Consider the following 24,141-nt stretch of genomic DNA (forward strand, 5'->3'; position numbering starts at 1 on the left):
TCGCCGAGGCCCGCGCACGGATGCAGGACTGCCCGCATCCTGACAGGAGGCTGATTCCATGATCGTTTCCCGACGCACCGTCCTCGGCGGCATGATGGCGGCGCCGGCCATCGTCGCGGCGGCCCGGCTCGGCCAGGCGGGCGAGGCCCGGACGCTGAAGATCTCCCACCAGTTTCCCGGCGGCACGCTGGAGGAAGGCGATTTCCGCGACCGGCTGTGCCGGCGCTTCGCCGCCGAGGTGGAAAAGCGGACGAACGGCGCGCTGCGGTTCGACATCTACCCCAACTCGTCCCTGATGAAGACGGTGGCGCAGTTCAGCGCCATGCGCAAAGGGGCGCTGGACCTCAGCTTCTACCCCATGCCCTACGCCGGCGGCGAAGTGCCGGAGACCAACCTGGGCCTGATGCCCTGCCTGGTCACCAGCTACGACCAGGGCATGAAGTGGCGCAAGGCGGAGATCGGGCGCGAGCTGACCCGCATCCTCGACGGCAAGGGCATCAAGCTGCTGACCTGGATCTGGCAGGCCGGCGGCACCGCGTCGCGCGGCGGACCCATCGTCAACCCGGCGGACGTGAAGGGCATGAAGGTGCGCGGCGGCAGCCGCGAGATGGACATGATGCTGAAGGAGGCCGGCGCCGCGGTCAGCACCATCCCGTCGAACGAGCTGTACGCCGGCATGCAGACCGGCGCCGTGGACGCCGCCATCACCTCCTCCACCAGCCTGATCTCCTTCAAGCTGGAGGAGCTGTCCAAGAACCTGACCGCCCCGCGCCAGAAGAGCTACTGGTACATGCTGGAGCCGCTGATGATGTCGAAGCCCATCTTCGACAGCCTGCCGCCCGAGCAGCAGACGGTGCTGGAGGCCGTGGGCGAGGAGATGGAGGCCTTCGGCTACAAGGCCGCCCGCGAGGACGACGAGAAGGTCGCGCAGATCTACGCCAAGGCCGGCGTCCAGGTGCAGGACATGCCGGAGGAGGCCGTCCGGCGCTGGACCGACATCGCCCGCGCCACCGCCTGGAAGGACTTCGCCGACCGCACCAAGGACGGCGCCCGCCTGCTGAAGCTGGCGGAGCAGATCTGATGGAGCAGATCTGATGTCGGGGGCGGAGCGCGACCTGATCCTGGGAACGGCCGCGGCCCCGGTGGTGCGGGCTCCGGCGCTGCGCCTTGTCGGCGCGGCGCTGGACTTCATCAACCGGGTCGTCATGGTCTGTTCCGCCGTCGCCGTCGTGACGGCGGGGGCGGTGCTGACGCACGAGGCGTTCGTTCGCTACGTCTTCCATCACCCGGCGGACTGGCAGGACGAGCTGTCGGTGTTCCTGCTGGTCGGCGCCACCTTCCTGTCGGCGGGCTGGGTCCAGCAGCGGCGCGGCCACGTCGCCATCGACGCCGTGGCCGAGATCCTGCCGGCCGGCGTGGAGCGGGTCCGCCGCTTCCTCGCCGACGTCGTCTCCTTCGCCTTCTGCGCCTTCTTCGCCTGGAAGGCCTGGGTGCTGTTCGAGGAGGCGTGGGACGACGGCATGGTCACCAGCTCCAGCTGGGCACCGCCGCTGTGGATCCCCTACTCGGTCATGGCGGCGGGGATGACTCTGCTGGCCGCGCAGCTCTTCCTGCAAGTCCTCGACCGCCTGCTGTCTGGCCGGGAATTGTCCGGCCGGGAGGGGGCGTGATGGGCACGCTGGAAATCGGCCTGCTCTATGGTGCGGCGACCTTCGGTGTGCTGTTCGCCGGCGTTCCCATCGCCTTCGCGCTGGGCACCGTGGCGACGGTCTTCATGCTGTTCTTCATGCCGGCCGCCTCGCTCGACACCATCGCCCAGAACGTCTACGAGGAGATGGCGAGCATCACGCTGCTGACCATCCCGCTGTTCATCCTGAAGGGTGCCGCCATCGGCAAGTCGCGGGCCGGCGCCGACCTCTATTCGGCGCTGCACGCTTGGCTGCATAAGGTGCCGGGCGGGCTGGGCGTCGCCAACGTCTTCGCCTGCGGCCTGTTCGCCGCCATGGCGGGGTCGAGCCCGGCCACCTGCTCCGCCATCGGCAGCGCCGACATCCCGGAGATGCGCCAGCGCGGCTATTCCGGCGGCTTCGCGGCGGGCATCATCGCGGCCGGCGGCACGCTGGGCATCCTGCTGCCGCCCTCCATCACCATGATCCTCTACGCCGTGGCGGCGGAGCAGTCGCTGGGGCGCCTGTTCCTGGCCGGCATCGGGCCGGGCCTGCTGATGGTGGTGCTGTTCGCCGCCTACGCCGTCAACCGCTTCGCCCGCGAGAAGCGGAACGCCCTGGCCGAGGGCCGGCTGGACTCCCCGCTGCTGAAGGAGGAGCATTTCACCCGGCGGGAGAAGCTGGCGCTGCTGCCCCGCGTGCTGCCCTTCGTCGTGCTGCTGACCGGCGTCATGGTGGCGCTCTACGGCGGCTTCGCCACCCCGTCGGAGACGGCGGGCCTGGGCGGCGTGCTGGCCCTGCTGCTGGTCGGCGTGGTGTACGGGGCGTGGCGGCTCGACCAGCTCGGCCCCATGCTGACGGCGACGCTGCGGGAATCGACCATGCTGATGATGATCATCGGCATGTCGCTTCTGTACTCCTACGTCATGAGCTACCTGCACATCAGCCAGGGCGCGGCGGAGTGGATCGTGTCGCTGCACCTGTCCAAGTGGGTGCTGCTGGCCGCCGTGCTGGTGATGGTCGTGGTGCTGGGCTTCTTCCTGCCGCCGGTGTCGATCATCCTGATGACCGCCCCGATCATCCTGCCGCCGCTGCGCGCCGCCGGGTTCGACCTGATCTGGTTCGGCGTCATCATGATGGTGGTGATGGAGATGGGGCTGATCCACCCGCCGGTCGGGCTGAACCTTTTCGTCATCAAGAACATCGCACCGGACATCCCGCTGCGCGACGTGATCTGGGGCGTGATGCCCTTCGTCGGGCTGATAATCCTGTGCGTGCTGCTGCTGTGCCTGTTCCCCGGCATCGCAACCGCCCTGCCCGACTGGATCTACGGCACCTGAGCGAAGTCCCCTCGCCCTCCTCCGGCTCTCAGCGAAGCCGGAGGCATTCGCCTGACGCCGTCAGCGCAAGCTGAGTGCGAGGCGCACTCGAACACCATCCGAATTGCGCGCACTCGTACCCAGTCTCTCAGACAGTGGGTCCTCCGGGAAACCCAGCGCGGTTCACGCCAACATGACGAACCATGGGCAAGCCATGGGCGAACCATGAATGACGACGCGCGTGTCTGCCATTCCGTCGTCATAAAATGCTCTGGTCTATTATAACAAAATAGGCAAAACCTTGCTTTTGTTCCTTTTCAAAGGTGTGGATAAAAACAAGGAAATCCACATATTTCAACGTTGTGGGCTGTTGCTATTCCGGCGAGAAAGCAAAACCACTCGATTTTGAGTGGGGTTTTTACCTTTCGAAATCGACGTCTTTTCGTAATAACGCTAGCGACTGTTTTTGAAGACAATTTATCTTTGGATCGTGAAGTGTTAGGGCATGGCAACGGGTGCTTTGCGGCCGGGCAGAGATTTTCTGCGCGGCCAAACCGCCAGGCCTTCGCTGGACGATGGCTGACAGGTTGCATCCCCTTCAATTCACCGGAAAGCACATCCGTCACATGAGGAGGAAACGATGGCTGTTATTATCGGCACGCCGGGACCCGACGTTCGCAACGGCACAAACGGGGCCGACCAGATATCCGGGTTGGGCGGCAACGACCGGCTGTCGGGGCTTCAAGGAAACGACCTGATCAGCGGCGGGTCCGGTGCCGATACGCTGAACGGCGGCAACGGCAACGACACGCTCATCGGCGGGACCGGGGCCGACACGGTCAACGGCAACAACGGCAACGACACCTTCGTGTGGAACAACGGTGACGGCTCCGACCAGGTGAACGGCGGCAACGGCGGCGACACCCAGATCGTCAATGGCGCGGCCGCCGGCGACACCTTCACCGTGGGCGCCAGCGGCAAAACCGCCGTTTTCAACCGCACCAACCTCGTCCCCTTCCAACTGACCCTCAACAGCGTCGAGACGTTGCGGGTGAACGGCCTGGGCGGCAACGACCAGTTCACGGTCAACAGCCTGAGCGGCACGGCTCTGTCCTCCGTGCAGTTCAACGGCGGTGAAGGGGCCGACACGCTGAACGGCGCCGCGACCGGCGTGAGCCTCAAGGCCAGCGGCGGCAACGGCAACGACAGCCTCACCGGCGGGTCCGGTGCCGACACGCTGAACGGCGACGCCGGAGACGACACTCTGCTCGGCAACGCCGGCAACGACGTGCTGGACGGCGGGGCCGGCAATGATTCGCTGGTCGGCGGAACCGGCGCGGACACGTTAAGCGGCGGTGACGGCAACGACACCTTCGTCTGGAACAACGGCGACGGGTCCGATCAGGTGAATGGCGGCGGTGGCGACGACACCCAGGTCGTCAATGGCGCGGCCGCCGGCGACACCTTCACCGTCGGCGCGAGCGGCAACGCCGCGATCTTCAAGCGCACCAACCTCGGCAACTTCCAGCTCACCCTCAACGACGTCGAGACGTTGCGGGTGAACGGTCAGGGCGGCAACGACCAGCTCACCATCGACAACCTGAGCGGCACGACCCTGACGTCGGTGCAGTTCAACGGCGGCGACGGGGCTGACAGCCTGAACGGAGGGAATGCCGGCGTTCAACTCCAGGCCAACGGCGGCAACGGCAATGACACATTGAAGGGCGGTTCGGGCAACGACAGCCTCGCGGGGGGCAACGACAACGACAGCATCACCGGCGGGGCTGGAAACGACACGCTGTCCGGCGATGCCGGGAACGACACGCTCCTGGGCGGCGTCGGCAACGACACGCTGAACGGCGGCACAGGCAATGACACCCTGGTTGGTGGAACCGGGGCGGACACGCTGAACGGCGACGACGGCAACGACATCTTCGTCTGGAACAACGGCGACGGGTCCGATCAGGTGAATGGTGGCGTCGGCAACGACGCACAGGTCGTCAACGGCGCCGCAGCCGGCGACACCTTCACCGTCGGCGCGAGCGGCGGCGCCGCCGTCTTCAAGCGCACCAACCTCGGCAACTTCCAGCTCACCCTCAACGACGTCGAGACGCTGCAGGTGAACGGCCAGGGCGGCAACGACCAGTTCACGGTCAACAACCTGAGCGGCACGGGGGTGACCGCGGTGCTGTTCAACGGCGGCGACGGGGCCGACAGCCTGAACGGCGGCTCCGCGGGCGTGCAGGTCCGGGCCAGCGGCGGGGCCGGCAACGACACGTTGATCGGCGGTTCGGGCAACGACAGCCTGACCGGCGGCAACGACAACGACAGCATCGCCGGCGGAGCCGGCAACGACCGTCTGGCCGGCGATGCCGGGAACGACACCCTTCTCGGCGGACTCGGCAACGACACCCTGTTCGGAGGAGCCGGAGCCGATTCGCTGAGCGGCGGGGCGGGAAACGACTTCCTGCTCGGCGAGCAGGGCAACGACACGCTGACGGGGAACGCCGGCGCGGACACCTACCTCTTCCTCGGGAACAGCGGGTCCGACACCATCACCGACTTCAACTTCGGCGCGGGAGACCGCATCGGCCTGCTTGGCGGGACGACCTTCACGGTCAGCCAGAACGGGGCCGGAAACGCTGTCGTCACCTTCTCCAATTCGGGAAGCGTGATCCTGCAAGGCGTCACGGCCAATCAGGTGACGAACGCCTTCTTCACCTTCTTCTGACAGGGCCATGCCGGCGGTGCCGGAAGGCGCCGTCGGCATGAGGGGGGCGAACGCGTCGGCCTGCTGTCTCATCCTTACCGCTTGGGGGAGGCCGCCTGGGAGAGGCCGCCTGGGAAGGAATGCCCCTGTTCCGCCTTATCCTTACCGCTTGGGGGACAGGCCGGCGGCGGCGATCCTTACGTCTCGGGGGCGAGTCGCGGCGCGAGTCCTCTGCCCCGCCAGTTGGGCGGACCAACGCCGGTTCCGAGTCGCCATCCTTACCGCTTGGGGGCGGTGTTTCGACTGAAACGCCCCCAGGAGGTAAGGAACGGAGGCACCACTCGGCCGCAAGGTGGGCATCCGAACGGTGCCGTACCCCCAGGAGGTAAGGATCGACTGTCCCGAGTCGCGGCTCAGGCACCCAAAACGGCCCTCCCCTGCCCCCATCGATGTCCGATACGAGCGGCCAGAGTCCTCAACCTACAAACCCAAATCTGACTCTGTTCCGATTCAAAAGAGATTCATGTCCCTGAAAAGCAAGGGATTCCAACGAGTCGCCCGCCCTTATCCTTACCAGTTGGGGGCGTGACGCTTACCGGACGGGGGCTTTTCGCCCACGCCCCAGGGCGTAAGGGTGCGCCCCCCGGAGGTAAGGATGCCGTGACCTTGGCGCGAAAACCCTTTCCTTACTTGTTCAGGGCGTAAGGATTGGACTAACGTCCCGTGATGAGCGGGAGGATGGTCCATGCCGGGAGCGCGGCGCAAGAAGGGGCAGCAGGAGACGGAGAGCGCGCAGGCGGACTCCGTCGGCGGCGGCATGCTGACCGTGCCCCCGGGTGCGCTCAATGGCGCGCTTGACGGCGAGGTCGTCATCGAGGACGGCTCACCCTCCACCTTGCCCGCCACCCTGCGGTCCGCCATCGGATCTGACGAGACGGCGCTTGCGCTCGGCTCCACCGCGCGGGTGGCGAGCGCCACCTTCGAGCGCGACGGCTACAAGCACCTGATCAAGGCGGCGGAAGCGGTCTACAGCTACCCGGCCAACGGCGCCCGGCTGTCGCTGCCGGCGCAGAAGATGCTGAACTTCATGATCCATCTGGCCGGCAGCCAGAACTTCGCCAACAAGCTCTACCGGCTGCCCAAGCGCGTGGTGCGCGGCAATCACAAGGGCAACGAGCGCATCTTCGACGCGCTGAAGGAAATCTTCGATTCCAGCCTCGTGGTGATCGGCCCCTTCCGCGGGCGCCGGTCGCGGGCGGAACTGCGCATCCTCAGCAGCTATGTCCGGCCGGAGGAGGAAGAGGACAGCGACGCCGCCGACATCCATTTCCAGTTCACCGACGCCTTCCTGGAAATCCAGCGGACCTCTCAGCTCTGGGCCAAGCTGTCCGGCCCGGCGATGGTCAAGGTGACCAGCACCTATGCCCTGAAGCTGTACGAGATCGGGATGCAGCGCTACCAGATGGACTACCCGTCGCTGGAGCTGGACATCGACACGCTGCGCAAGCTGCTGAACGTGCCCGACGGGGCCTACAAGGATTTCGGCATCCTGCGCACCCGCACCATCGATCGGGCCATTGCGGAGGTCAACCAGCTCGCCCCCTTCCGCGTCAGCATGCCCGACGACAAGATGAAACGGCGCGGCCGCAAGATCGAGAAGGTGACGCTGGAGTTCGCGCCCAAGGACGAGGAGGAGGTCGTCGAGACCTTCCTGGAGCGCGAACGGCACAGCGCCGGCCGCCGCGCCCGCCGCACGGGCACGGTCGAAGCGCTCGCGACGCTGCCCGAGGTGGCGGATCCGGATCCGGGGCCGCTGCCCGACGCCGACGACGTGAACGCCCTGTGGGCCGCCGCCCTGCACGCGTTGAAGGGACGCGTCCCGGCCCCCCTGCTGAACGAGCTGGAGCCCTTGCGGGTGGAGGACGCGGCACCGGGCGTGCGCCGGCTGGTCCTGCGGGCGCGGACCGCGGCCACGGCGGACGCGGCGGGCATGAACCATTGGCCGACCGTCAAGTCGGCCCTGGCGTCGCTGACCGCCGGGCTGATCGCCGACGTGACCTTCGAAGGCCCCGCCCGCCGCGCCAAGCAGAGCGACGGTAAGTAAGGATAAAAGGGCCGGGGCAAGCCTCTTGACTTTATTCCTATAGCCGGGCATCGTCGGGCCGTTCAGGGGCGGAGTCCGCCCATCCTTACTTCACGCTCCCCCTCCCCTCCCCTTCTCTCTTCAATCGACCAGCCACCGGCGCGGCCCGAACAGGACCGCGCCCGAGGAGACGCGCGCCCATGCCCCACACCATGCCCCAACCCCTGTCCGACACCGGATCCGCCCTGCCCGGCACCGTCCTGGCGCTCGACGTGGGGCGCATCGACGCGCTGCCCGACCACCCGCGCCAACGGCTCGACCCCGCCACGCTCGACGCGCTCGCCCTGTCCATCGAGCGGCACGGACTGTTGCAGCCGATCCTGGTGCGGGCGCTGGGCGGCGGGCGCTATGGGCTGCTGGCCGGGATGCGGCGCCTGGAGGCGCATCGCTTCCTCGGCCGGCGCGCGATCGCGGCGGTTCTGGTGGATCCGGCCGACGCGGGCCGGGCCGGTGAACTGTCGCTGGCGGAGAACATGCAGCGCGAGGGGCTGGACGCGCTGGAACTGGCGGAGGCCCTGCAGCGGCTGGCGAAGGAGGAGGGCTATGGGCGCGACGATCTGGCCCGGCTGATCGGGCGCAGCCGCACCGTGGTCGGCGACATCCTCAGCCTGAACGCCCTGCCCGACAGCATCAAGGCGGAGTATCCGGCGGTGCGCCGGGCGGTGACGCGCTCGGTGCTGGTGGAGGTGGCGCGCACGCGGGATCCGGCGGCCCAGGCGGCGCTGTGGGAGACCGCCAAGGCCGGCGCGCTGACCGTGCGCGAGGCGCGCCGTCGCCGCCTTGCTGCTGCGGCCTCCGCACCCGTCACCCTGCCGCGCGTGCTGGGCGCGGCGCGCCGCTGCGTGCGCCAGTTCGAGCGGCTGGACACCGCCGTCACCGCCGATCCCAGACCCGCCCCGCTCTCTCCCGCCGACCGCGAGACGCTGCTGGCGTTGCGCCGACGCATCGACGGCTTGCTGGCGGGGGCCGACGGGCCGCCCCTTTCCGCCTCGGAAGAGCGGCTCCCGGAAGTGGTAGACAGCCGTTGCGGTGGTTGAGACGACTTGTTAGCTTCCTTCACGACCGAGGTGGTCCAGGAGGAAGCGGTGACCGGCGACGAATTGAAGGCCCTGCGCGAGCGGCGCGGGCTTACGCAGACTCAGATGGCCGCGGCCGTCAACGAACTGACGGGGCGGAAGTACGACAAGCAGCGGCTCAGCAAGTGGGAAACGGGCAAGGAGGCCCTGCCCCGCGACGTGCTCGGCCGGCTGTTGCTGCTGTCGCTGGAACAGCCGCCCACCACGGCGCCCCGGTCCGGCACCACCGTCGCCGTCGGCCTGCAGAAGGGCGGGACCGCGAAGACCGCCACCTCCATCAACGTCGCCTACATGCTGGCCCGGACCGGCAGCCGCGTGCTGCTGGTCGACGCCGACCCCCAGGGCAACGCCACGGTGCATGTCGGCGTGCCGCAGGCCGACGTCGTCGCGCTGACCGAGGCCGGCCGCGTTCTCTACCACGCGCTGATGGGCAAGGCGGCGCTCGCCGACGTGGTGCAGCGCACCGCGGTGGAGGGGTTGGACATCGTCCCGTCCAGCATCGCGCTGGCCAGCGCCGACACGGAGCTTCCGGGCAACCTGACCAACGCCCAGACCGCCATGGCCGAGATGCTGGACGCCGTGAAGTCCGACTACGACTTCGTGGTGATCGACTGCGCGCCGAACCTGGGTGCGGTCACCATCAACGCGCTGACGGCGGCCGACCATGTCCTGGTTCCCTGCCAGGCGGAACCGCACGCGATCCTGGGCGTGAGCGCCTTCCTCGACACGGTGGCGAAAATCCAGCGGCGCCTGAATCCGCGCCTCAGCCTGCTGGGCATCCTGCCGACCATGTACAACCCGCGCCAGACCCAGGACCGCTCCTCGCTGGAGGACATCGCCCGGCTGTGGGGGGATGAGCACCGCGTCTTCCCGCCGGTGCCGCGCGCGACGATCTACGCCCAGGCCGCCGGGGCCAACGTCATCACGCTCGACGCCGACATCGGCGCGCCGGGAGTGGAGAGCTACGCGGCCATCGCCGCCGCCCTGCTGAAGGCCGCGGGCCGGATCCGGGAGACCGCCGATGCCGCCTAAGAAGCTGACCCGGCAGACGGCCGCTACGGTGATCCAGGCCAAGGCCGCCGCCCCCGCCCCCGAGACCGACCGCCTGTTCGGCCTGAGCGGCGCCCTGCCCCGCCTTGTCGAGGCGGACGTGGCCGCCATCGAAACCAACCCCGACCAGCCGCGCACCGTCTTCGACGAAGGCGCCCTGCGGTCGCTGGCCGACTCGATCGAGCGCCACGGCCTCCAGCAGCCGATCCTGGTGCAGGAGACGGCGCAGAAGGGCCGTTACCGGCTGGTGGCCGGCGAAAGGCGCCTGCGCGCGCACCAGATGCTCGGCCGGCCGACCATCGCCGCCATCATCACCAAGGGCAAGCCCGAGGAAATCGCGCTGATCGAGAATGTCCAGCGCGTCGATTTGGACGCGGTGGACCTGGCGCGCGGGCTGACCCAGCTGATCGACGCGCACGGCTATACCCAGGCCGAGGTCGCGGTGGCCGTGGGCTGTTCCGAGGCCGAGGTCTCCAAGCGTCTGAAGGTGCTGGATCTGCCGTCCGACATCCTGGCGGAATACCGGGAGAATCCGGACGCGGTCTCGCGCTCCGCCCTGGTCGAGCTGGCCTTCGTCGGGGAGGAGGCCGAGGTGCGGCGCCTCTGGCAGTCGGCCCGCACGGGCGGCCTGACCGTCCAGTCCGTCCGCGAGGCGCGCGCGCGGAAGGAGCCGTCGGCGCCGGAACCTCTGCGCGTGCTGGGAAAAGCCATCAACCGGATCGACAAGGATCTGGCCGCGATCAGCGCCGTTGGCGATGCGCTGCGCGCCGAACACCGTGAACGGCTGCGCGAACTGCGGAACCGGATCGATGGGATGCTGGGCGAGTAGGGCAGGGGCTTTCGATCTCGAAAGCAACCAATGGTTTTATTGCTAAGAATGGTGGCAACCGAGGCGAAATCCCGTGCGACCCCCAGCCTTGCTGCCACAACGTCATGCCGTCCTGCTAGGACATCGAAAACCGGATCGGCGCGGACATGTCCAATCGGGTGTTCGGCGCCGCACCGGGAGGCGGGGGCAGGGGTGAGGCCCGATACACCAGGGCGCAGGCTTCCTCGTCGAGCAGTTCGTGGCCGGAACTGGCGGTCACGGCGCAGGCCGTTACCGTGCCGTCGGGAGCAACCGTGAAACGGACCTGCGCCGCCCCCTCTTCACGCCGCACACGGGCGAGCCGCGGGTAGATCTTGGATCGTTCGAGCCGCCCATTGATGGTGGCGGCATAATCGGTTGCGGCGTGGTCAGGTGGGGCGTGATCGGGCGGGGCGGCGGACGAAACGGGCGGGACCGCTGCCGGCGCGGTGCCCGGCGTTGCGGGGGAGGGCGCGCCCGTTGCCGCAGGTTTCGGAGGAACGACCGCCGCGGGCACCCGCGGCTTGCGCGACGGCGTCGGCATTGACGTCGGCATTGGCGCCGGCACTGGTGCCGGCATGGCGACCAGGGCCGGTGCTTCCGTGGCCGGCTCCTCCGGCGGCGGGAGTTCCGGTGCCGGAGGGGCCGGTGTTGCGGCTGGGGGCGTGGGCTCCTCTGAGGCATGCCCGGTGGCCGGTTCCGATGCCGTCGCCGGCTCCTCCAGGACGAGATCGACGGCGATGGTGTCGGGGACGGCCGCCGGCTCGGCCGTGGGGATCAGAAGCCATGCGGTCACGGCGGCGTGGAGGAGCATCGAGGCGGTCGCCGCCCCGACCACACGGTCCTCCACCCGAGGCCCGCTCCGGCCCGCGGTCAAGTTCGCCGCCGCGCCCACGGCTTAGAAGGTCACCCGGACGCCACCGTAGACGGCGCGCGGCGGGGCGGCGCTGATGAAGCGCGGGTCGGTGGCGCCCGGCGCCTCCGCGATGGGGATTTCGCGGACGCCGCCGAAGGTGCCGAAGGTTGCGTACTGGGCGTTGGTGACGTTCTTCACCAGCCCGAAGAGCTGCACGTTGCCGGTGACCTGATAGCTGGTGTTGACGTCCAGCGTGGCGTAGCCCTTGACCTTTCCCGCCGAACCCGACGGGTCGCCGGTGTAGGTCTGGCCGGAATAGGCGGTCAGCGCGCTGCCCACGACCCAGGCGTCCGTCACGTTGTAGCTGCCGCCGAGCTTGATGCGGTGGGCGGGCACGCCGGGCAGCGAGTCGCCGGGATGGGCGCGCACGGTGCCGGTCGTCCGGTCGCGGTTCGGGTTGTCCGGGCTGTTGAGCAGCAGCTCGCTCTCGTAGGTCGCCTCGACGTAGGCGTACTGGGCGTAGAACGCCCAGCCCTTGCCGGCCAGCTTCGTCCCCGCCTCGATCCCCTGGCGGCGGGTGTCGCCGGCGTTCAGGAAATAGCCGCGCCCGCGCACGCCCGAGGCCACGTTCAGGATGTCGTTGCTGAGGTCCGTGCGGAACAGCCCGGCGTTCCAGGTGAAGGTGACGCCCTCCAGGGCCGGCGCGCCGCTTCCGCGCACCCCGGTCTCCCACGTCCGGCCGACCACCTGTTTCAGCGGCGGGTCGGACAGGAAGAAGTTGGTCAGCGTGCAGGGCCGGCTCGGGTCGGCGCAGGACAGCTCGGCGGCCGTCGGCACGCGGTTGCTCTCCGAATAGCCGAGATAGCCGCTCAGCCCCTTGGCGAAGCTGTAGGTGGCGCCCGCCGCCGGGTTGAAGCGGGTGTAGGTGTTCGTGCCGTTCAGGGCGCTGCCCAGCTGGTCCTCGGTGGAAACACGCGCGACGTTCAGCCGGCCGCCGGCGGTCAAGGCCAGGGCGTCCGTGACGTTGACGGTGTCCGACAGGTAGGCGCCGGCATAGGTGTTGGTGGCGCGCAGGGACACCGGGGCGATCTCCCCGTCCGGCTGCGCGATGAGGAGGCCAACCGGAGCCACCGTGCGGTCCGCCGTCAGGGTGCCGAGTTCCGAACTGGCGTTAAAGCGTGTCACGCCGTAGTCCAGGCTGGCCCCGGCGACCAGGAAGTTCTGATGACCGAACACCGGCTGCTGGAACGTGCCCTGGAGCGTGCCGCCGCCCGACGTGGTGGTGGTGTTCGTCCGGTTCAGCACGCCGCCGCGCGCGTCGTTCAGGAAATCGGCGATCGGGCGACCTTGGCTGTCGTAGAGGATCGGGCCGGTGTCGTTCAGGCAGAGCCGCCCGCGGCGCCTTGCCGTCGGCTCCCCGGTGCGGTCGTCGATGCCGTCGCGGTTGCGGTCGGTCAGCGTGCAGCCTTCGGCGTCCACCGTGTCGCCGTTCAGGGTCTTGCGCTCGTAATGGCGCAGGTAGGCGGTGCCCTGGAGGGACAGCGTGTCGCTGACCTGATAGTCGGCGCGGACCGTCGGCATGACCAGCCGGTTGCGCGTCTCGTCCGGATGGGTGAAGACGTGCGAGCGCGCCGCCGCCACCAGCTGGACCGGCGCCGGGCCGTTGCCGGTCAGGTCGTTGTCGGCGGCGGTCAGGTTGAGGTTGAGCTGCCCGTGGCTGCCGCGCACCCCGATGTCGCCGTAGACCTGACGCAGGGTGGAGGGCGAATGCTCGCGCCAGCCGTCCTCGTGCAGCGCCTGCCCGGCGATGTAGCCGGCGACGTTGCCGACCTGCCGCCCATACTCGAAGGCGCCCTGGCGCCGGCCGAAGGAACCGCCTTGCAGGACGATCTGCCCGCCCTGGCTGGTGAAGCCGTCCTTCATCCGGATGTTCAGCGCGCCGCCCAGCGCGTTCAGCCCGAAGGCCGGGGTGTTGGACACCACGTCCATGTCGGCGATGGCGATGTCGGGGATCAGGTCGAGGTTGACGGTGTCGCCGAACAGCTCGTTGACGCGCACGCCGTTCTGGTAGGCCGCCAGCCCCTGCGCGTTGCCGACCAGGGGAGAGGCGGTGAAGCCGCGGAATTGCAGGTCCGGCTGGAACGGGTTGTTCTGCGCCTCGTTCAGGTTCACGCTCGGCACCCGGCGTTCCAGCGTGCCGGTCAGGTCGGGCACGCCGCGCTCCGACAGGTCGTCCTTGGTCAGGCTGGTCACGTTGGCCGGCACGGCGTCCGCCTCGATCCCCGGCCCGACCAGCGGCGTGGTGGTGACGTTTACGGGCGCCAATATCACCGGTGCTGGCGACACCGGCTCCGCCGCCAAGGCAATCCCAATCCCCATAGAGCAGGAGCCGATCACCCAGGCTCCCAACGCACGGCGTCGCATGTTTCCCCCATGGCCAAATTTTCCGTATTTGATCGGCGCCCCGCCCCAGCGGCCAGTTGCCCATTGGGCGCACGAAACATTGCCCGTGCACCGTCCAGGAATTCCCGGCCCTGAACCGGGAAAAATCGGCAATTCGTTGCGGTTGTTCGAGAAAATCACTTGGAAGCGGTTCCAAAGCATCATGGCCCGGCGACCGTCCGCGCTTTATCATGCCGGCCGCGGGAGGCTTGCATGACGCTGACACCATGTCCCTGAAGCGGCGGTTGATCGCCCTGTTCGCGCTGTTCCTGCTGCTGTTCGCCGGGGCCGGCAGCGGCGTCATCATCGCCGATGCGCGCGAGCGCGTTCACGCCGAGATGGAATCAGTCCTCGACCTTGCCGGCCTGCTGGTCGGCCCCTCCGGGCTCGCCGCCGCGTCGGACCTGCGCAACCGCCCGCCGGCGGAGCACGTCGCCGCCCTGTCCGCCCTTCTGGTCCCCGCCCGCAAGCTGCGCCATGTCCAGATCCGGCTGCTCGACCGCTCCGGCGCGGTGATCGGCGAGACGGGCGCCTCCGGCGCGCGCGACGACGTGCCGGGCTGGTTCGCCGCCCTGATCGGCGCCCAGCCGCAGACGCGCCGCATCGACCTGCCGCCGTCCAACGGGGAGGCGGCGGCTTATGCCGTGGTGGCCGAACCCTGGGACGAGGCGGCGGAGGTGTGGGAGACGGTGCGCGATCTCGGTGCCTGCGCCGCCGTGCTGTCGGCCGGGCTTCTGATTCTCCTGGCCTTGGCGGTGGGGCAGGCGTTGCGGCCGTTGCGCCTGTTCGAACGCGAACTGGCCCGCATGGAGCGCGGCGACTTCGGCGTCAAGCTCGCCCAGGTCGCCGTGCCGGAGCTGGCGCCGATCGCCGCCGGCATCCGCGCGCTGGGCGACAGCCTGGCCCGCACCCAGTCCGACAACCGGCGCCTCGCCGTCCAGCTCGTGGAAGTGGAGGACCGGGAACGGCGCGAGCTGGCCCGCGACATCCACGACGAGCTGGGGCCGTCCCTGTTCGCCCTGAAGATCGACGCGCGCGAGCTGCTCAAGCTGGCGCGCAGCCCGGAGGCGGTGCCGCCGGACCAGATCGACGAACGCGGCGAGGCGATGATGACCGCCATCGAAAGCATCCACCAGCTGAGCCGGCGCGTGCTCGGACGCCTGAGGCCGGCGGTGCTGGACCATCTTCCGCTGAGCGACGTCCTGCGCGACGAGGTCGACCGCTGGCGGCGCCAGAAGCCCGACATCGCGTGGCGTCTGGACCTGCACGGCCCGCTGGACGACCTCAGCGATCCGGTCCGCCTGACGGTCTACCGCGTGATCCAGGAGGCCATCATGAACGCCGTCCGGCATGCCGGTCCGCAGGAAATCGCCGTGTCGGCGGAGCGCCGGGCCGAGGCCGGCGGGGAATGCGTCGTGGTGTCGGTGCGCGATGACGGGCGTAGCGAGCATGGCGGGCAGGGAAGCGCCGGGCCTTCCGCACTCGGCGGCTTCGGAATCCCGGGGATGACGGAGCGTGTGCACGCCCTGGCGGGCAGCCTGACCGTCCGCCCGTCCGAAGGCGGCGGCACGGTGGTCCGCGCCGTCATTCCCACCGGCGCCCCCATCACCGGCATACAGTCCAGCGCGATGCGGTTCGAGACCGCCTGTGGGGAGCGGTGACGCCATGAGATCGGTTCTCATCGTCGACGATCACCGGATCGTCATCGCCGGCTGCCGGCGCCTGCTGTCCAGGGGCGGCGACTACGATGTGCTCGACGCCACCACGGCCGAGGAGGCGTTCGCCCGATACGGCGAGCGGCGCCCGGACGTGGTCGTCCTCGATCTCGGCCTGCCGGGGATGGGCGGGCTGGAGGTCCTGCGCGGGCTCCTGGAGCGGGATCCCGGCTGCCGGGTGCTGATCTTCAGCATGCACGACGACCCGATCCTCGTGGCGCGGGCGCTTCAGGCCGGGGCGAAAGGCTACCTGACCAAGAACGACGCGCCCGAAGAGCTGATCGTGGCGATCGAGGCGGTGCTGGCCGGCGAGGTCTATCTCAGCCATTCCATGGCGCGGGAATTGGCGGTGATGAACCATGGGCCGGGCCGTCGCCCCGCGCTGACTCCGCGCGAACTGGACGTGCTGCGCCTGCTGGGGCAGGGGCTGGTTCTGGGTGACATCGCCGAGCGCCTGGGGATCAGCTACAAGACCGTGGCGAACACCTGCACCCAGATGAAGGACAAGCTCGCCCTGAAGAACACGCGCGAGCTGATCCGCTTTGCCGTCGAGCAGCGCTTCGATCTGTGATGCCGGCAAGCTCCGTTCCGTTGCCGTCCGGACCACCCGTCCGTCGTCAGCGCGAAGGCGCGCCGATCCTGTCCAGATACTCCTGCGCTTCCTTCAGATTTTCCGAAGCGGCCTGGCGCAGCCAGCGCAGCCCGGCCGCGCTGTCCTTGTCCACCCCATGCCCCTCGTACAAGGCGACCCCGTAATGGAAGCGGGCGAGGGTGGAATAGCCCGCCTCATCGTGCAGTTCGGCGCCGCGACGCATCAGGTCTGTGGCGTACTGCGAATCCTTCGGCACGCCTAAGCCGGATTCATACAGATCCGCCAGCCAGATCATCGAATAGACGTCGTTCCAGCGCCGGATGCAGTCCTCGAAGATCCGCGCCGCCGCCACATGGTCCCCGGTCTTGGAGGCCGCGTACCCGTAGAGGCACTTAAACCTCTTGTCGGACTCGATGTAGGATTCGTAGCTGAGATCGCTGGTGGCACGTTCGGTGGTTTGGACGTCAGGGCTGGTCTGGGCATTGATCACCCCCGGCCAGACGGCGAGCGTGGCGAGGACGGGCAAAATCCGCTTCATGGCGCTCCCTTTCGCTTATCCGTTCAGCACCGCGTCGACGCCGTCGGCCAGCGGCTAAAGCGTCAGCGAGGGAGCCGGGTAGAACCAGGTGTTCAGCAGCAGCAGAACCGCCCAAAGCCCGATCTCCAGCGTTTCGGTGATGGGCTGGATGCGACGGATCGCGCCGTGGATGTGGATGATCAGCATGAAGCCGTAGACGCAGAACAGGACGTCGAACACGTAGCTGAGACCAGTCCCCGTCGTCACCGCCCGCAGCATCAGAAGCTCGACGATCAGGATGAAAGCGCCGAGGCACCGGCCGAAGTACACGGCAAGGTCACGGTCGTCCGGAACACGCCACATCATCAACCGCGCCCACGTCAGGGGTGCCACGAAGATCGGCAGGGCAAACAAGGACGTGGTGATGACCATTAGAAAAAGGAGATAATCCGCCGCGTGCTGAGAAAAATTGCCAAGCATCTTGGGCTCCTCCGCCGATGACGGCGATGCGTTCAGCTATGCCGCCAGTATTCCGAAAAAATTTCACAGGCTTTTCAGTCGCGGTCAGGAACTGCTGATCCGGACCACCAGAATACGAGCCGCAATGTACTCGCCTTCAGCGGCGTGCTGGCGGTTGTGCATTGATATCGTGTTTGACCGACGCGCTTCCCGCTGTCAACGGGATTGCAGTCCGGTCGTTCGAAAGTATCAAACGTGGTGGTGAGGCTCACCCGCACATCATAATCGTGTATGCGGGGGCGTCGGCGCGGTGGACGGAGGCGGCCTGACGGTGTCGGCTGGGGATTCTTCCGTTCCGATCGCCCACGCACGGAGGGGCACGGTCAGGGGTTGCTCTACCATGGCGCATGCCGCGCAACGGTTGCTTTCGAGATCGAAAGGGTGCCGCCCCGGCAGGCCGAAAAACAAAGAAGGGCCGCCGTTTCCGGCAGCCCTTCCATTGTCAATCCGCAATCCATCGGACCACGGTGCGTCCTTGTCATACCGACGGCACCTGAAGATGCCGTCGGTATGCCCCTCTCGATCAATGCTAAAGCATTGATCTGCCGGGTTTCACGGTCGGAAAATGATGGAAGTGATCATTTTCCGGCCGTATCAGACGAGGGAACCCTTCGCAACGAAGGAGAACCCGGTCACGGCGTCCGACGGCAGCAGAGAAAGACAATGAGACACGGGATCACCTCCTTTCGGTTGTTGACGACTGAACGGGCATATGGCCATCGTCGGGAAGGGCTGCAAGTCCTTTTCCGGAAAGCACCGCTGTGACCTTTTCGGGGCGTTGGGAGAACCGCAGGCACGCACCTTCGGCCTAGGCCCAAGAATCCTTTTGACCGGGATTTTCTTCTCGGCAATGCTCGTCATGCTGGTGTGACGCGTGGCGGGATGCCGGATTTGGCGACTCGTTTCGGCGTAAAACCCTTGGGCGTAAAACCCTTGGCGGAGGAACGGCGATGGCGGGTTTCGGAAAGGGCGGGGGGACAACCGGTCCGGCGCGGAGCGTTCCGGTCCTGCTGGCCGCCGCCGGGGTTGCGGGCTGCGTCCTGATGCCGCCGTCCGGCAGCGCGGTCCGGGAGGACGCCGGCCTGACCTGCGCGCCCCTGCCGGTGGCCGGCGGCGGCGGCTCCCCAGGCGGCTCCCCTGGTGCGGAGGACGTGGCGGTGCTGCCCGCGGCGGACGGACGCGCTGCCATGGCCTACGTGTCCTCGACGGACCGCTGGGCCAAGAGCCACCGGCGGGAGCCTGCGGCCGGAGACCGGCGCATCGGCCATCTGTACCGCGTCGATCTGGCCAAAGAGCCGCCGGAACTGGTGGACGTGACGCCCGCGCCCTTCTCCACGGCCGATTTCGAACCGCACGGCATCAGCGTCCACGGCACCGGCGCGGAGCGCCGCCTGTTCGTCATCAACCACCGGCCGCTGCCCGCCGAACTCGCCCGCACCGGCCAGCCGGCGGGCGCCAGCGCGGTCGAGGTGTTCCGGATCGCCGAGGATGGCACGCTGTCGCGCGACGGCGATTCCATCATCGACGCCGAGCGCATGCCCAGCCCGAACGACCTCGTGGCGACCGGGCCGCGCAGCTTCTACGTCACCAACCTGGCCGGCAGCCCGTCAACCGCCGGCCAGTTGGCGGAGGCCCTCTTCGGGCTTCGCGGCTTCGTCGCCCGTTACGACGGGGGGCAATTCACCCCGCTCACCGAACGCGTCCCGCTGGCGAATGGGATCGCGCTGGATTCCCGCAGCGGCATCCTCTTCGTCAGCTCGTCGGCGGACGGGCTGCTGCGCCGTTACCGCGTCGATCCCGCGACCCCCGACCGGCTGGAGCCGCTGCCCCCCGTGGCCACGGGCACGAGGCTCGACAACATCGAGATCGCTGCGGGGGACGAGCTGCTGGTGGCCGGCCATCCGAGCGCGACCGGCTTCCTTCTCCACGCCTTTTTCCCGGGCTGGAGCGCGCCGGGGCAGATCCTGCGCGTCGCCGGTGCCTCGACCGCCGATCCCAAGGTCACCGAAATCCACCGCGACGACACCGGCGCGGCCCCGGCCATCAGCGTCGCCGCACCCTACCGGGACGGGCGCGGCGGGCGCGAGGCGCTGCTGGTGGGCACCGTGTTCGGACCCAACGCGCTGCGCTGCCGGTACCCGTCGCCGGCCTCGTGACGCCGAACCACGACGGAAGGGGGGAAGAATATGAAGCATGCAGCCTGGGGCGCCGCCCTCGCGGCCGGCCTCCTGCTGGCGGGGTGCGCCAGCAAGGAACGCAACGTCCCCATCACCGACCAGAATTTCCGGCCGGCGCAGGACTACCGGCCCTGGTCGCGCGACGGCGAGGCGCTTCCCGACCGCCACATCATCCTGACCTTCTCCGGCGGCGGAACGCGCGCCGCGGCGCTGGCGCAGGGGGTGCTGCGGGAACTGGCGGCGACGGAATTCACCGACAGGGCCGGGCGCCCGCGCCGGCTGACGGACGAGGTGGATCTCGTCTCCTCCGTGTCGGGCGGCAGCGTCACGGCGGCCAACTTCGCGCTGCACGGCCCGACGGGATTCGACGCGTTCGAGCGCGGCTTCCTGCGCCACAACGGCATGGGCGAGATCGTCCTGGGCGTGCTGAACCCGGTGAACGAGGCCGGCTACATCCTGCTGGATGGGCAGCGCACCGACCTGCTGGTGGACATGCTGGACCGCGAGGTCCTGCACGGCGCCCGCTACGCCGACCTGCTCGCCGCCGGGGACCGCGACCGCCGGCCCTATCTGGTGCTGAACGCCGCAGACATGAGCAGCGGCCTGTCCTTCCCCTTCACCCAGAGCCAGTTCGACCTGCTCTGCTCCGACCTGTCGCAGTTCCGGCTGGCCGACGCGGTCGCCGCCTCGGCCGCATTCCCGGTCGGCATGACCCCGATCATGCTGCGCAACTACAACACGGACCCCTCGGGCTGCAAGGCCCGCGGCGGCGCGGAATGGACCGACCGGATCTCCCACGTCGTGGAGGACGTGGGCGACGACCTCCATTCGTTCCCCGACGCCGGCGACGGCGTGCGCCGGCAGGCGTCCGACGCGCTGTTCGTCGGGATGAGCGGGCTGGAACTGGCGCGCCGCGGCCCGGCGCTGCGCCGGAAGGAGATGATCGCCCCGGCGAGCGGCAAGCGCTACGTGCACCTGCTGGACGGCGGCATCGCCGACAATCTCGGGCTGGGCGAGCCGTTGCGGATGGTGAGCGCCGCGGGCGTGGACGGCTTCGGCGGCCGCATCAACAACGGCCCGATCCGGGAACTGGTCTTCATCGTCGTCAACAGCCGCTCGCAATCCTACAGCGACCGCGACTCCCACACCGCGACGCCGGGGGTGGTCTCGATGCTGACCACGTCCATCGACGCGGCGATCGACGGGCGGACCGGGGGGCTTCAGGCCCAGCTCGACCTGCTCCCGCAGGTGGCCGCCAGCCTCGCGGGTCGGGAAAAGCCGGTGAAGGTCACCGTCGTCACGGTGGATTTCGACCTGATCCGCGACGACCGCTGCCGCCGCGACTTCCAGAGCATCGGAACGAACTGGCACCTGGAGGATCCGGTGGTGGACAGCCTTCTGGACATGGGGTCGGCCATGCTGCGCGCCTCGGCCCAGTATCAGGATCTCGTCCGGCAGCTCAACGGCCGGGGGCCGGAAGGCCCGGCGGCTTCGGGAAGCGGGCCGTGGCCGGGGCAGGCGCTGGCGCAGGGCGCCTGCGACCGCCTTGGGGCCTGGGCCGAGGCGCAGAAGCGCGCCAAGGCGAGCTGAGCGGCGAACGGGTACGGCGCCGGCCGCGCCGTACCCGCGCCGGCCCCGGCGTCAGGTGTTGGCCAGCATCTTGACCAGATTGGGCATTCCGGCGCCCTGGAAATAGCTCTCCCGGTTGAGGCTGGTGCAGTTGTCGAGCAGGATGCGCTTCACCCGGTCGGGATAGCCGATGAACTCCCGCCGGACCGAGAGGAAGGCGGCGATCACGCCGGAGACGTGCGGCGCCGCCATGCTGGTCCCGCTCATCTGCACGTAGAGATCATCCGCCCTGGGCTGCCACGTTCCACGGGGATAGTCGTGCCACGCCGACAGGATCTGCTCGCCCGGCGCCACGAGATCCGGCTTCGGACGGCCGTCGGCGGTCGGGCCGCGCGACGAGAAATAGGACACGCCGTAGGTGTGCGGGTTGGTCTTGTGCACCGAGCCCACGGCGATGGCCTCCTCCAGGTTCGCCGGGTCGCCGATGGACAGGTCGAGATTGGCCTGGATCAGCCCGGATTCCCCCTGGAGCAGCGCGTATCCCTCGTTGCCCGCCGCGAGGCAGACCACCACGCCCTGGCCCCACAGCCGGCGCAGCTCCTGGCACAGCGGGGTGTGGCCGACGCCGTAGACGCTGGGGTCGAAGTTGCCGCCCAGGCTGAGGTTGACGCCGTGGATGACCGGGCGGCTGGACCGCTCGTTGATCTCGGCGATCTGGTCGAGCGCCTTGATGATCCAGGAATCCTGGCCGAAGCCCTGGTCGTCCAGCACCTTGAAGCCGTACAGCCGGGTGCGCGGGGCGATGCCGTGGAACTGCTCCGCGCGGCCGTTCAGGGCCACGCCGTCCATGCCGCCCGCGATGATGCCGGCGACGTGCGTGCCGTGGCCGTTGCCGTCCAGCCGGTCGAAATGGGGCGTGCCCGGGTTGATGGCGATGGGCTGGCCGGGCACCGTGCAGTCCCATTGCTGAACGACGTTGCGGTGCGTCTGGAAATGCGGGTGGTCGCCCGCAATGCCGGTGTCCACCACCGCCCAGCCGATGTCCTGGCCCAGCGCCTGATAGCCCATGTTGGCGGTGCGGGCCTGCACGGTGCTGGCCGAGGCGTGCAGCAGCGCCCGCTTCTGCGCGTTGCGCCAGATCCGCTGGATGTCCAGGTCGGCGAAACGGGTGCGCAGCCGCTCGATCTCCGCACGGGTCAGTTCGGCGGAGACGTAGCGCCGCAGCGCGTCGACGGGCGGGTCCTTGGGCAGGCCGTTCGACCGGCTCCTGGCCATGTCCCGGATTTCCTCGACCAGTTGGCGGCTGGTCTCCCCGAGGTCGCGCGGCGCCCCGGTGGACCACGCGTCCTCGGACAGCTGGATGAGGACGCGGTGCGGGGCGTCCGGCAGGGAATCCTCCATCCCTTCCACCAGATCGCGGGCGATCACCGCGCGCGCCACCGGCTGGGCGAAGCCGCCGCCCACCGCCGCGCGCACGGCGTCCTGGACCGCGCGGGTGCGCAGATAGCCGGTGCCGGAATGCGGATGGCGCGGCGAATCCTCGTTCAGGCCCCAGCCCGCCACATTCTCGACCGCCGGCCCGCCGGCCCGCGCCGTCACGTCGTCGGAAAGGTCGCTGTCGAAGGCCACGGGGTCCAGCCGGTCGGCGACGTTGACCCAGCGGTCCACGCAGGCCGGCACGCGCAGACCTTGCGGGTCCCATTGCCGGAAGACGTCCTGCACCTCCTGAAGCCCGAGCGGCGAGCCGATGGTGACGAACAGGCGGACGTCGCAATCGCTTTTCTTCAGCTGGCGCAGCACCTCGTAGGCGATCATCGAGCCCTGGCTGTGGGCGATCACCACGAAGGGGCCGCCGCCGGCGTTCAACCGGTCCACGAGGCTCTGCGTCATGACCGCGCGCCGTTCCGGGACATAGAAGAACTCGTGCACGTCGCGCAGGAAGGCGCGCGTGATGCGCGACGTGACGAGCCGCCGCATGAAGGCGGGAAGCGGCAGCACCCGGCTGGAATAGCCCTGCGCGATCCGCTCCATGTCGCGTGCGGCGAGGGCGGCGGCGTATCGGTCCTCCGGAGCGCGGAGCGCTTGCGGGATGTGGGACATCAGCAGGTCCCGATGGGTGCGGATCGCCTCCTCGTCCACGTCGGCCGCCTGCCGCATGCGGCGGGCGAGGCTGCCGAGCCAGGCGCGTTCGTCCTCGTTCCGGGTCAGGCTACCGATCTCGCGGGCCAGCGCTTCATGCTCACGCTCATCAAGGGCCTGCGGCCCCTCGCGGCCCGCCAGCGCCATGATGGCGGCGGAGCTGGCCTCGTCGTCCTCGATGGCGACGCTGTCCTTGTCCTCGCAGCCGGCGTCCTCCGGCACGGGGTAGAAATCGCGATTGACCCAATAGGCCATGCGGCTGCGGTCGCCCAGCCGGGTGCCGAACAGCGCCATGTCCCACTGGCACTTCAGCACCGAAGCCGGCGGCTTGTTGCCGATGCCGTGGATGTAGACGATGGTCTCCGCCTCGGGCCGGGCGCCGTGCGACACCGAGAAGGACGTTTCCGACTGGGGACGCAGCGACCGCACCTTCGGCGTGACGCCCGTCGGCGCCAGCGGCGCCGGCTCGGCCGGCAGCCACGCCTGGGAAAGGTCGATGGGGAAAGGATCGTCCAGCGTGCGCCCCGGCGGGCAGGGACGCCGGGCGCTGCGGCGGACGTCGCCGTCGCTGACCGCGAAGCGGTGCATGCCCACCTCGACGATCCCCGGCCGTCCCACGGCCAGGAAGCCCGGCTCGCCATCGACCGAGACCGGGGTTCCGGCGCGCACGCCGGGGCCGGCCGTGACCACGACGGCGGTGGTCGGCATGAGATTGCGGGTCCCGTACCCGCCCGCCGGCTGGGCGCCCGGCGCGGCTGACTTCTTCTTCGGCATGCATCCTCCCCACGCTGCTGTTCATGGCG

At 69.0% G+C, this 24,141-nt stretch carries 17 protein-coding genes; 12 read left to right on the top strand and 5 right to left on the bottom strand.

The annotated features are described in order from the left end of the window. Positions 1 to 58 precede the first annotated feature (58 nt). The 8 genes from dctP to ACSVC7_RS12430 all read left to right on the top strand — a co-directional run bounded on the left by dctP (position 59) and on the right by ACSVC7_RS12430 (position 10,794). Positions 59 to 1,081 carry a TRAP transporter substrate-binding protein DctP gene (gene dctP, locus ACSVC7_RS12395; RefSeq protein WP_448205842.1) on the top strand — a complete coding sequence of 341 codons (1,023 nt, stop codon included), beginning with the start codon at positions 59 to 61 and terminating at the stop codon, positions 1,079 to 1,081. Positions 1,082 to 1,094: 13 nt separating this feature from the next. Further along, positions 1,095 to 1,670, top strand: coding sequence for a TRAP transporter small permease (locus ACSVC7_RS12400; protein WP_448205843.1), 576 nt, complete (start codon positions 1,095 to 1,097; stop codon positions 1,668 to 1,670). Continuing rightward, on the top strand, positions 1,670 to 3,007 hold the full coding sequence (locus ACSVC7_RS12405; RefSeq protein WP_448205844.1) for a TRAP transporter large permease: 1,338 nt from the start codon (positions 1,670 to 1,672) through the stop codon (positions 3,005 to 3,007). The genes ACSVC7_RS12400 and ACSVC7_RS12405 overlap by 1 nt, the downstream gene beginning before the upstream one ends. Before the next feature lie 619 nt (positions 3,008 to 3,626). Continuing rightward, entirely contained in the window at positions 3,627 to 5,717 is a 2,091-nt protein-coding gene (locus ACSVC7_RS12410) for a beta strand repeat-containing protein (RefSeq protein ID WP_448205845.1), read from the top strand. A gap of 724 nt (positions 5,718 to 6,441) precedes the next feature. Then, entirely contained in the window at positions 6,442 to 7,800 is a 1,359-nt protein-coding gene (locus ACSVC7_RS12415) for a replication initiation protein (protein WP_448205846.1), read from the top strand. Positions 7,801 to 7,979: 179 nt separating this feature from the next. Beyond that, positions 7,980 to 8,876 (top strand): ParB/RepB/Spo0J family partition protein, encoded by an 897-nt coding sequence (locus ACSVC7_RS12420; protein ID WP_448205847.1) that lies wholly within the window; start codon positions 7,980 to 7,982, stop codon positions 8,874 to 8,876. Positions 8,877 to 8,882: 6 nt separating this feature from the next. After that, positions 8,883 to 9,947, top strand: coding sequence for an AAA family ATPase (locus ACSVC7_RS12425; RefSeq protein WP_448205848.1), 1,065 nt, complete (start codon positions 8,883 to 8,885; stop codon positions 9,945 to 9,947). Then, a complete protein-coding gene (locus tag ACSVC7_RS12430; protein WP_448205849.1) occupies positions 9,937 to 10,794 on the top strand; it encodes a ParB/RepB/Spo0J family partition protein in 858 nt (285 codons plus the stop codon). The genes ACSVC7_RS12425 and ACSVC7_RS12430 overlap by 11 nt, the downstream gene beginning before the upstream one ends. A gap of 115 nt (positions 10,795 to 10,909) precedes the next feature. Here the strand turns inward: ACSVC7_RS12430 and ACSVC7_RS12435 are convergent, their stop codons facing one another. Then, positions 10,910 to 11,662: an energy transducer TonB gene (locus ACSVC7_RS12435; protein ID WP_448205850.1), complete on the bottom strand. Its 753-nt coding sequence runs from the start codon at positions 11,660 to 11,662 to the stop codon at positions 10,910 to 10,912. A gap of 48 nt (positions 11,663 to 11,710) precedes the next feature. Then, positions 11,711 to 14,029: a TonB-dependent receptor gene (locus ACSVC7_RS12440; protein ID WP_448205851.1), complete on the bottom strand. Its 2,319-nt coding sequence runs from the start codon at positions 14,027 to 14,029 to the stop codon at positions 11,711 to 11,713. Between the two features lie 308 nt (positions 14,030 to 14,337). Here ACSVC7_RS12440 and ACSVC7_RS12445 point away from each other — a divergent pair, with 308 nt between their 5' ends. Continuing rightward, positions 14,338 to 15,771, top strand: coding sequence for a histidine kinase (locus tag ACSVC7_RS12445; RefSeq protein ID WP_448205852.1), 1,434 nt, complete (start codon positions 14,338 to 14,340; stop codon positions 15,769 to 15,771). Positions 15,772 to 15,775: 4 nt separating this feature from the next. Next, complete coding sequence (locus ACSVC7_RS12450) at positions 15,776 to 16,396, top strand: response regulator transcription factor (protein ID WP_448205853.1); 621 nt, start codon at positions 15,776 to 15,778, stop codon at positions 16,394 to 16,396. A 46-nt stretch (positions 16,397 to 16,442) separates the two neighbouring features. Here ACSVC7_RS12450 and ACSVC7_RS12455 read toward each other — a convergent pair whose 3' ends face one another. After that, positions 16,443 to 16,955: a tetratricopeptide repeat protein gene (locus ACSVC7_RS12455; RefSeq protein WP_448205854.1), complete on the bottom strand. Its 513-nt coding sequence runs from the start codon at positions 16,953 to 16,955 to the stop codon at positions 16,443 to 16,445. 54 nt (positions 16,956 to 17,009) lie between these two features. Further along, on the bottom strand, positions 17,010 to 17,366 hold the full coding sequence (locus ACSVC7_RS12460; RefSeq protein WP_448205855.1) for a hypothetical protein: 357 nt from the start codon (positions 17,364 to 17,366) through the stop codon (positions 17,010 to 17,012). A gap of 1,037 nt (positions 17,367 to 18,403) precedes the next feature. On the opposite strand from ACSVC7_RS12460, the gene ACSVC7_RS12465 reads away from it, so the two are divergent. Together ACSVC7_RS12465 and ACSVC7_RS12470 are read left to right on the top strand one after the other, a co-directional pair. Then, on the top strand, positions 18,404 to 19,609 hold the full coding sequence (locus ACSVC7_RS12465) for a hypothetical protein (RefSeq protein WP_448205856.1): 1,206 nt from the start codon (positions 18,404 to 18,406) through the stop codon (positions 19,607 to 19,609). A gap of 30 nt (positions 19,610 to 19,639) precedes the next feature. Then, complete coding sequence (locus ACSVC7_RS12470) at positions 19,640 to 21,220, top strand: patatin-like phospholipase family protein (protein WP_448205857.1); 1,581 nt, start codon at positions 19,640 to 19,642, stop codon at positions 21,218 to 21,220. A gap of 51 nt (positions 21,221 to 21,271) precedes the next feature. Here ACSVC7_RS12470 and ACSVC7_RS12475 read toward each other — a convergent pair whose 3' ends face one another. Next, the gene (locus ACSVC7_RS12475) at positions 21,272 to 24,112 is read right to left on the bottom strand and encodes a S8 family serine peptidase (protein ID WP_448205858.1); all 2,841 of its coding nucleotides are present in this window, start codon (positions 24,110 to 24,112) and stop codon (positions 21,272 to 21,274) included. Positions 24,113 to 24,141 lie beyond the last annotated feature (29 nt).

Source organism: Azospirillum mesophilum, from assembly GCF_053470405.2.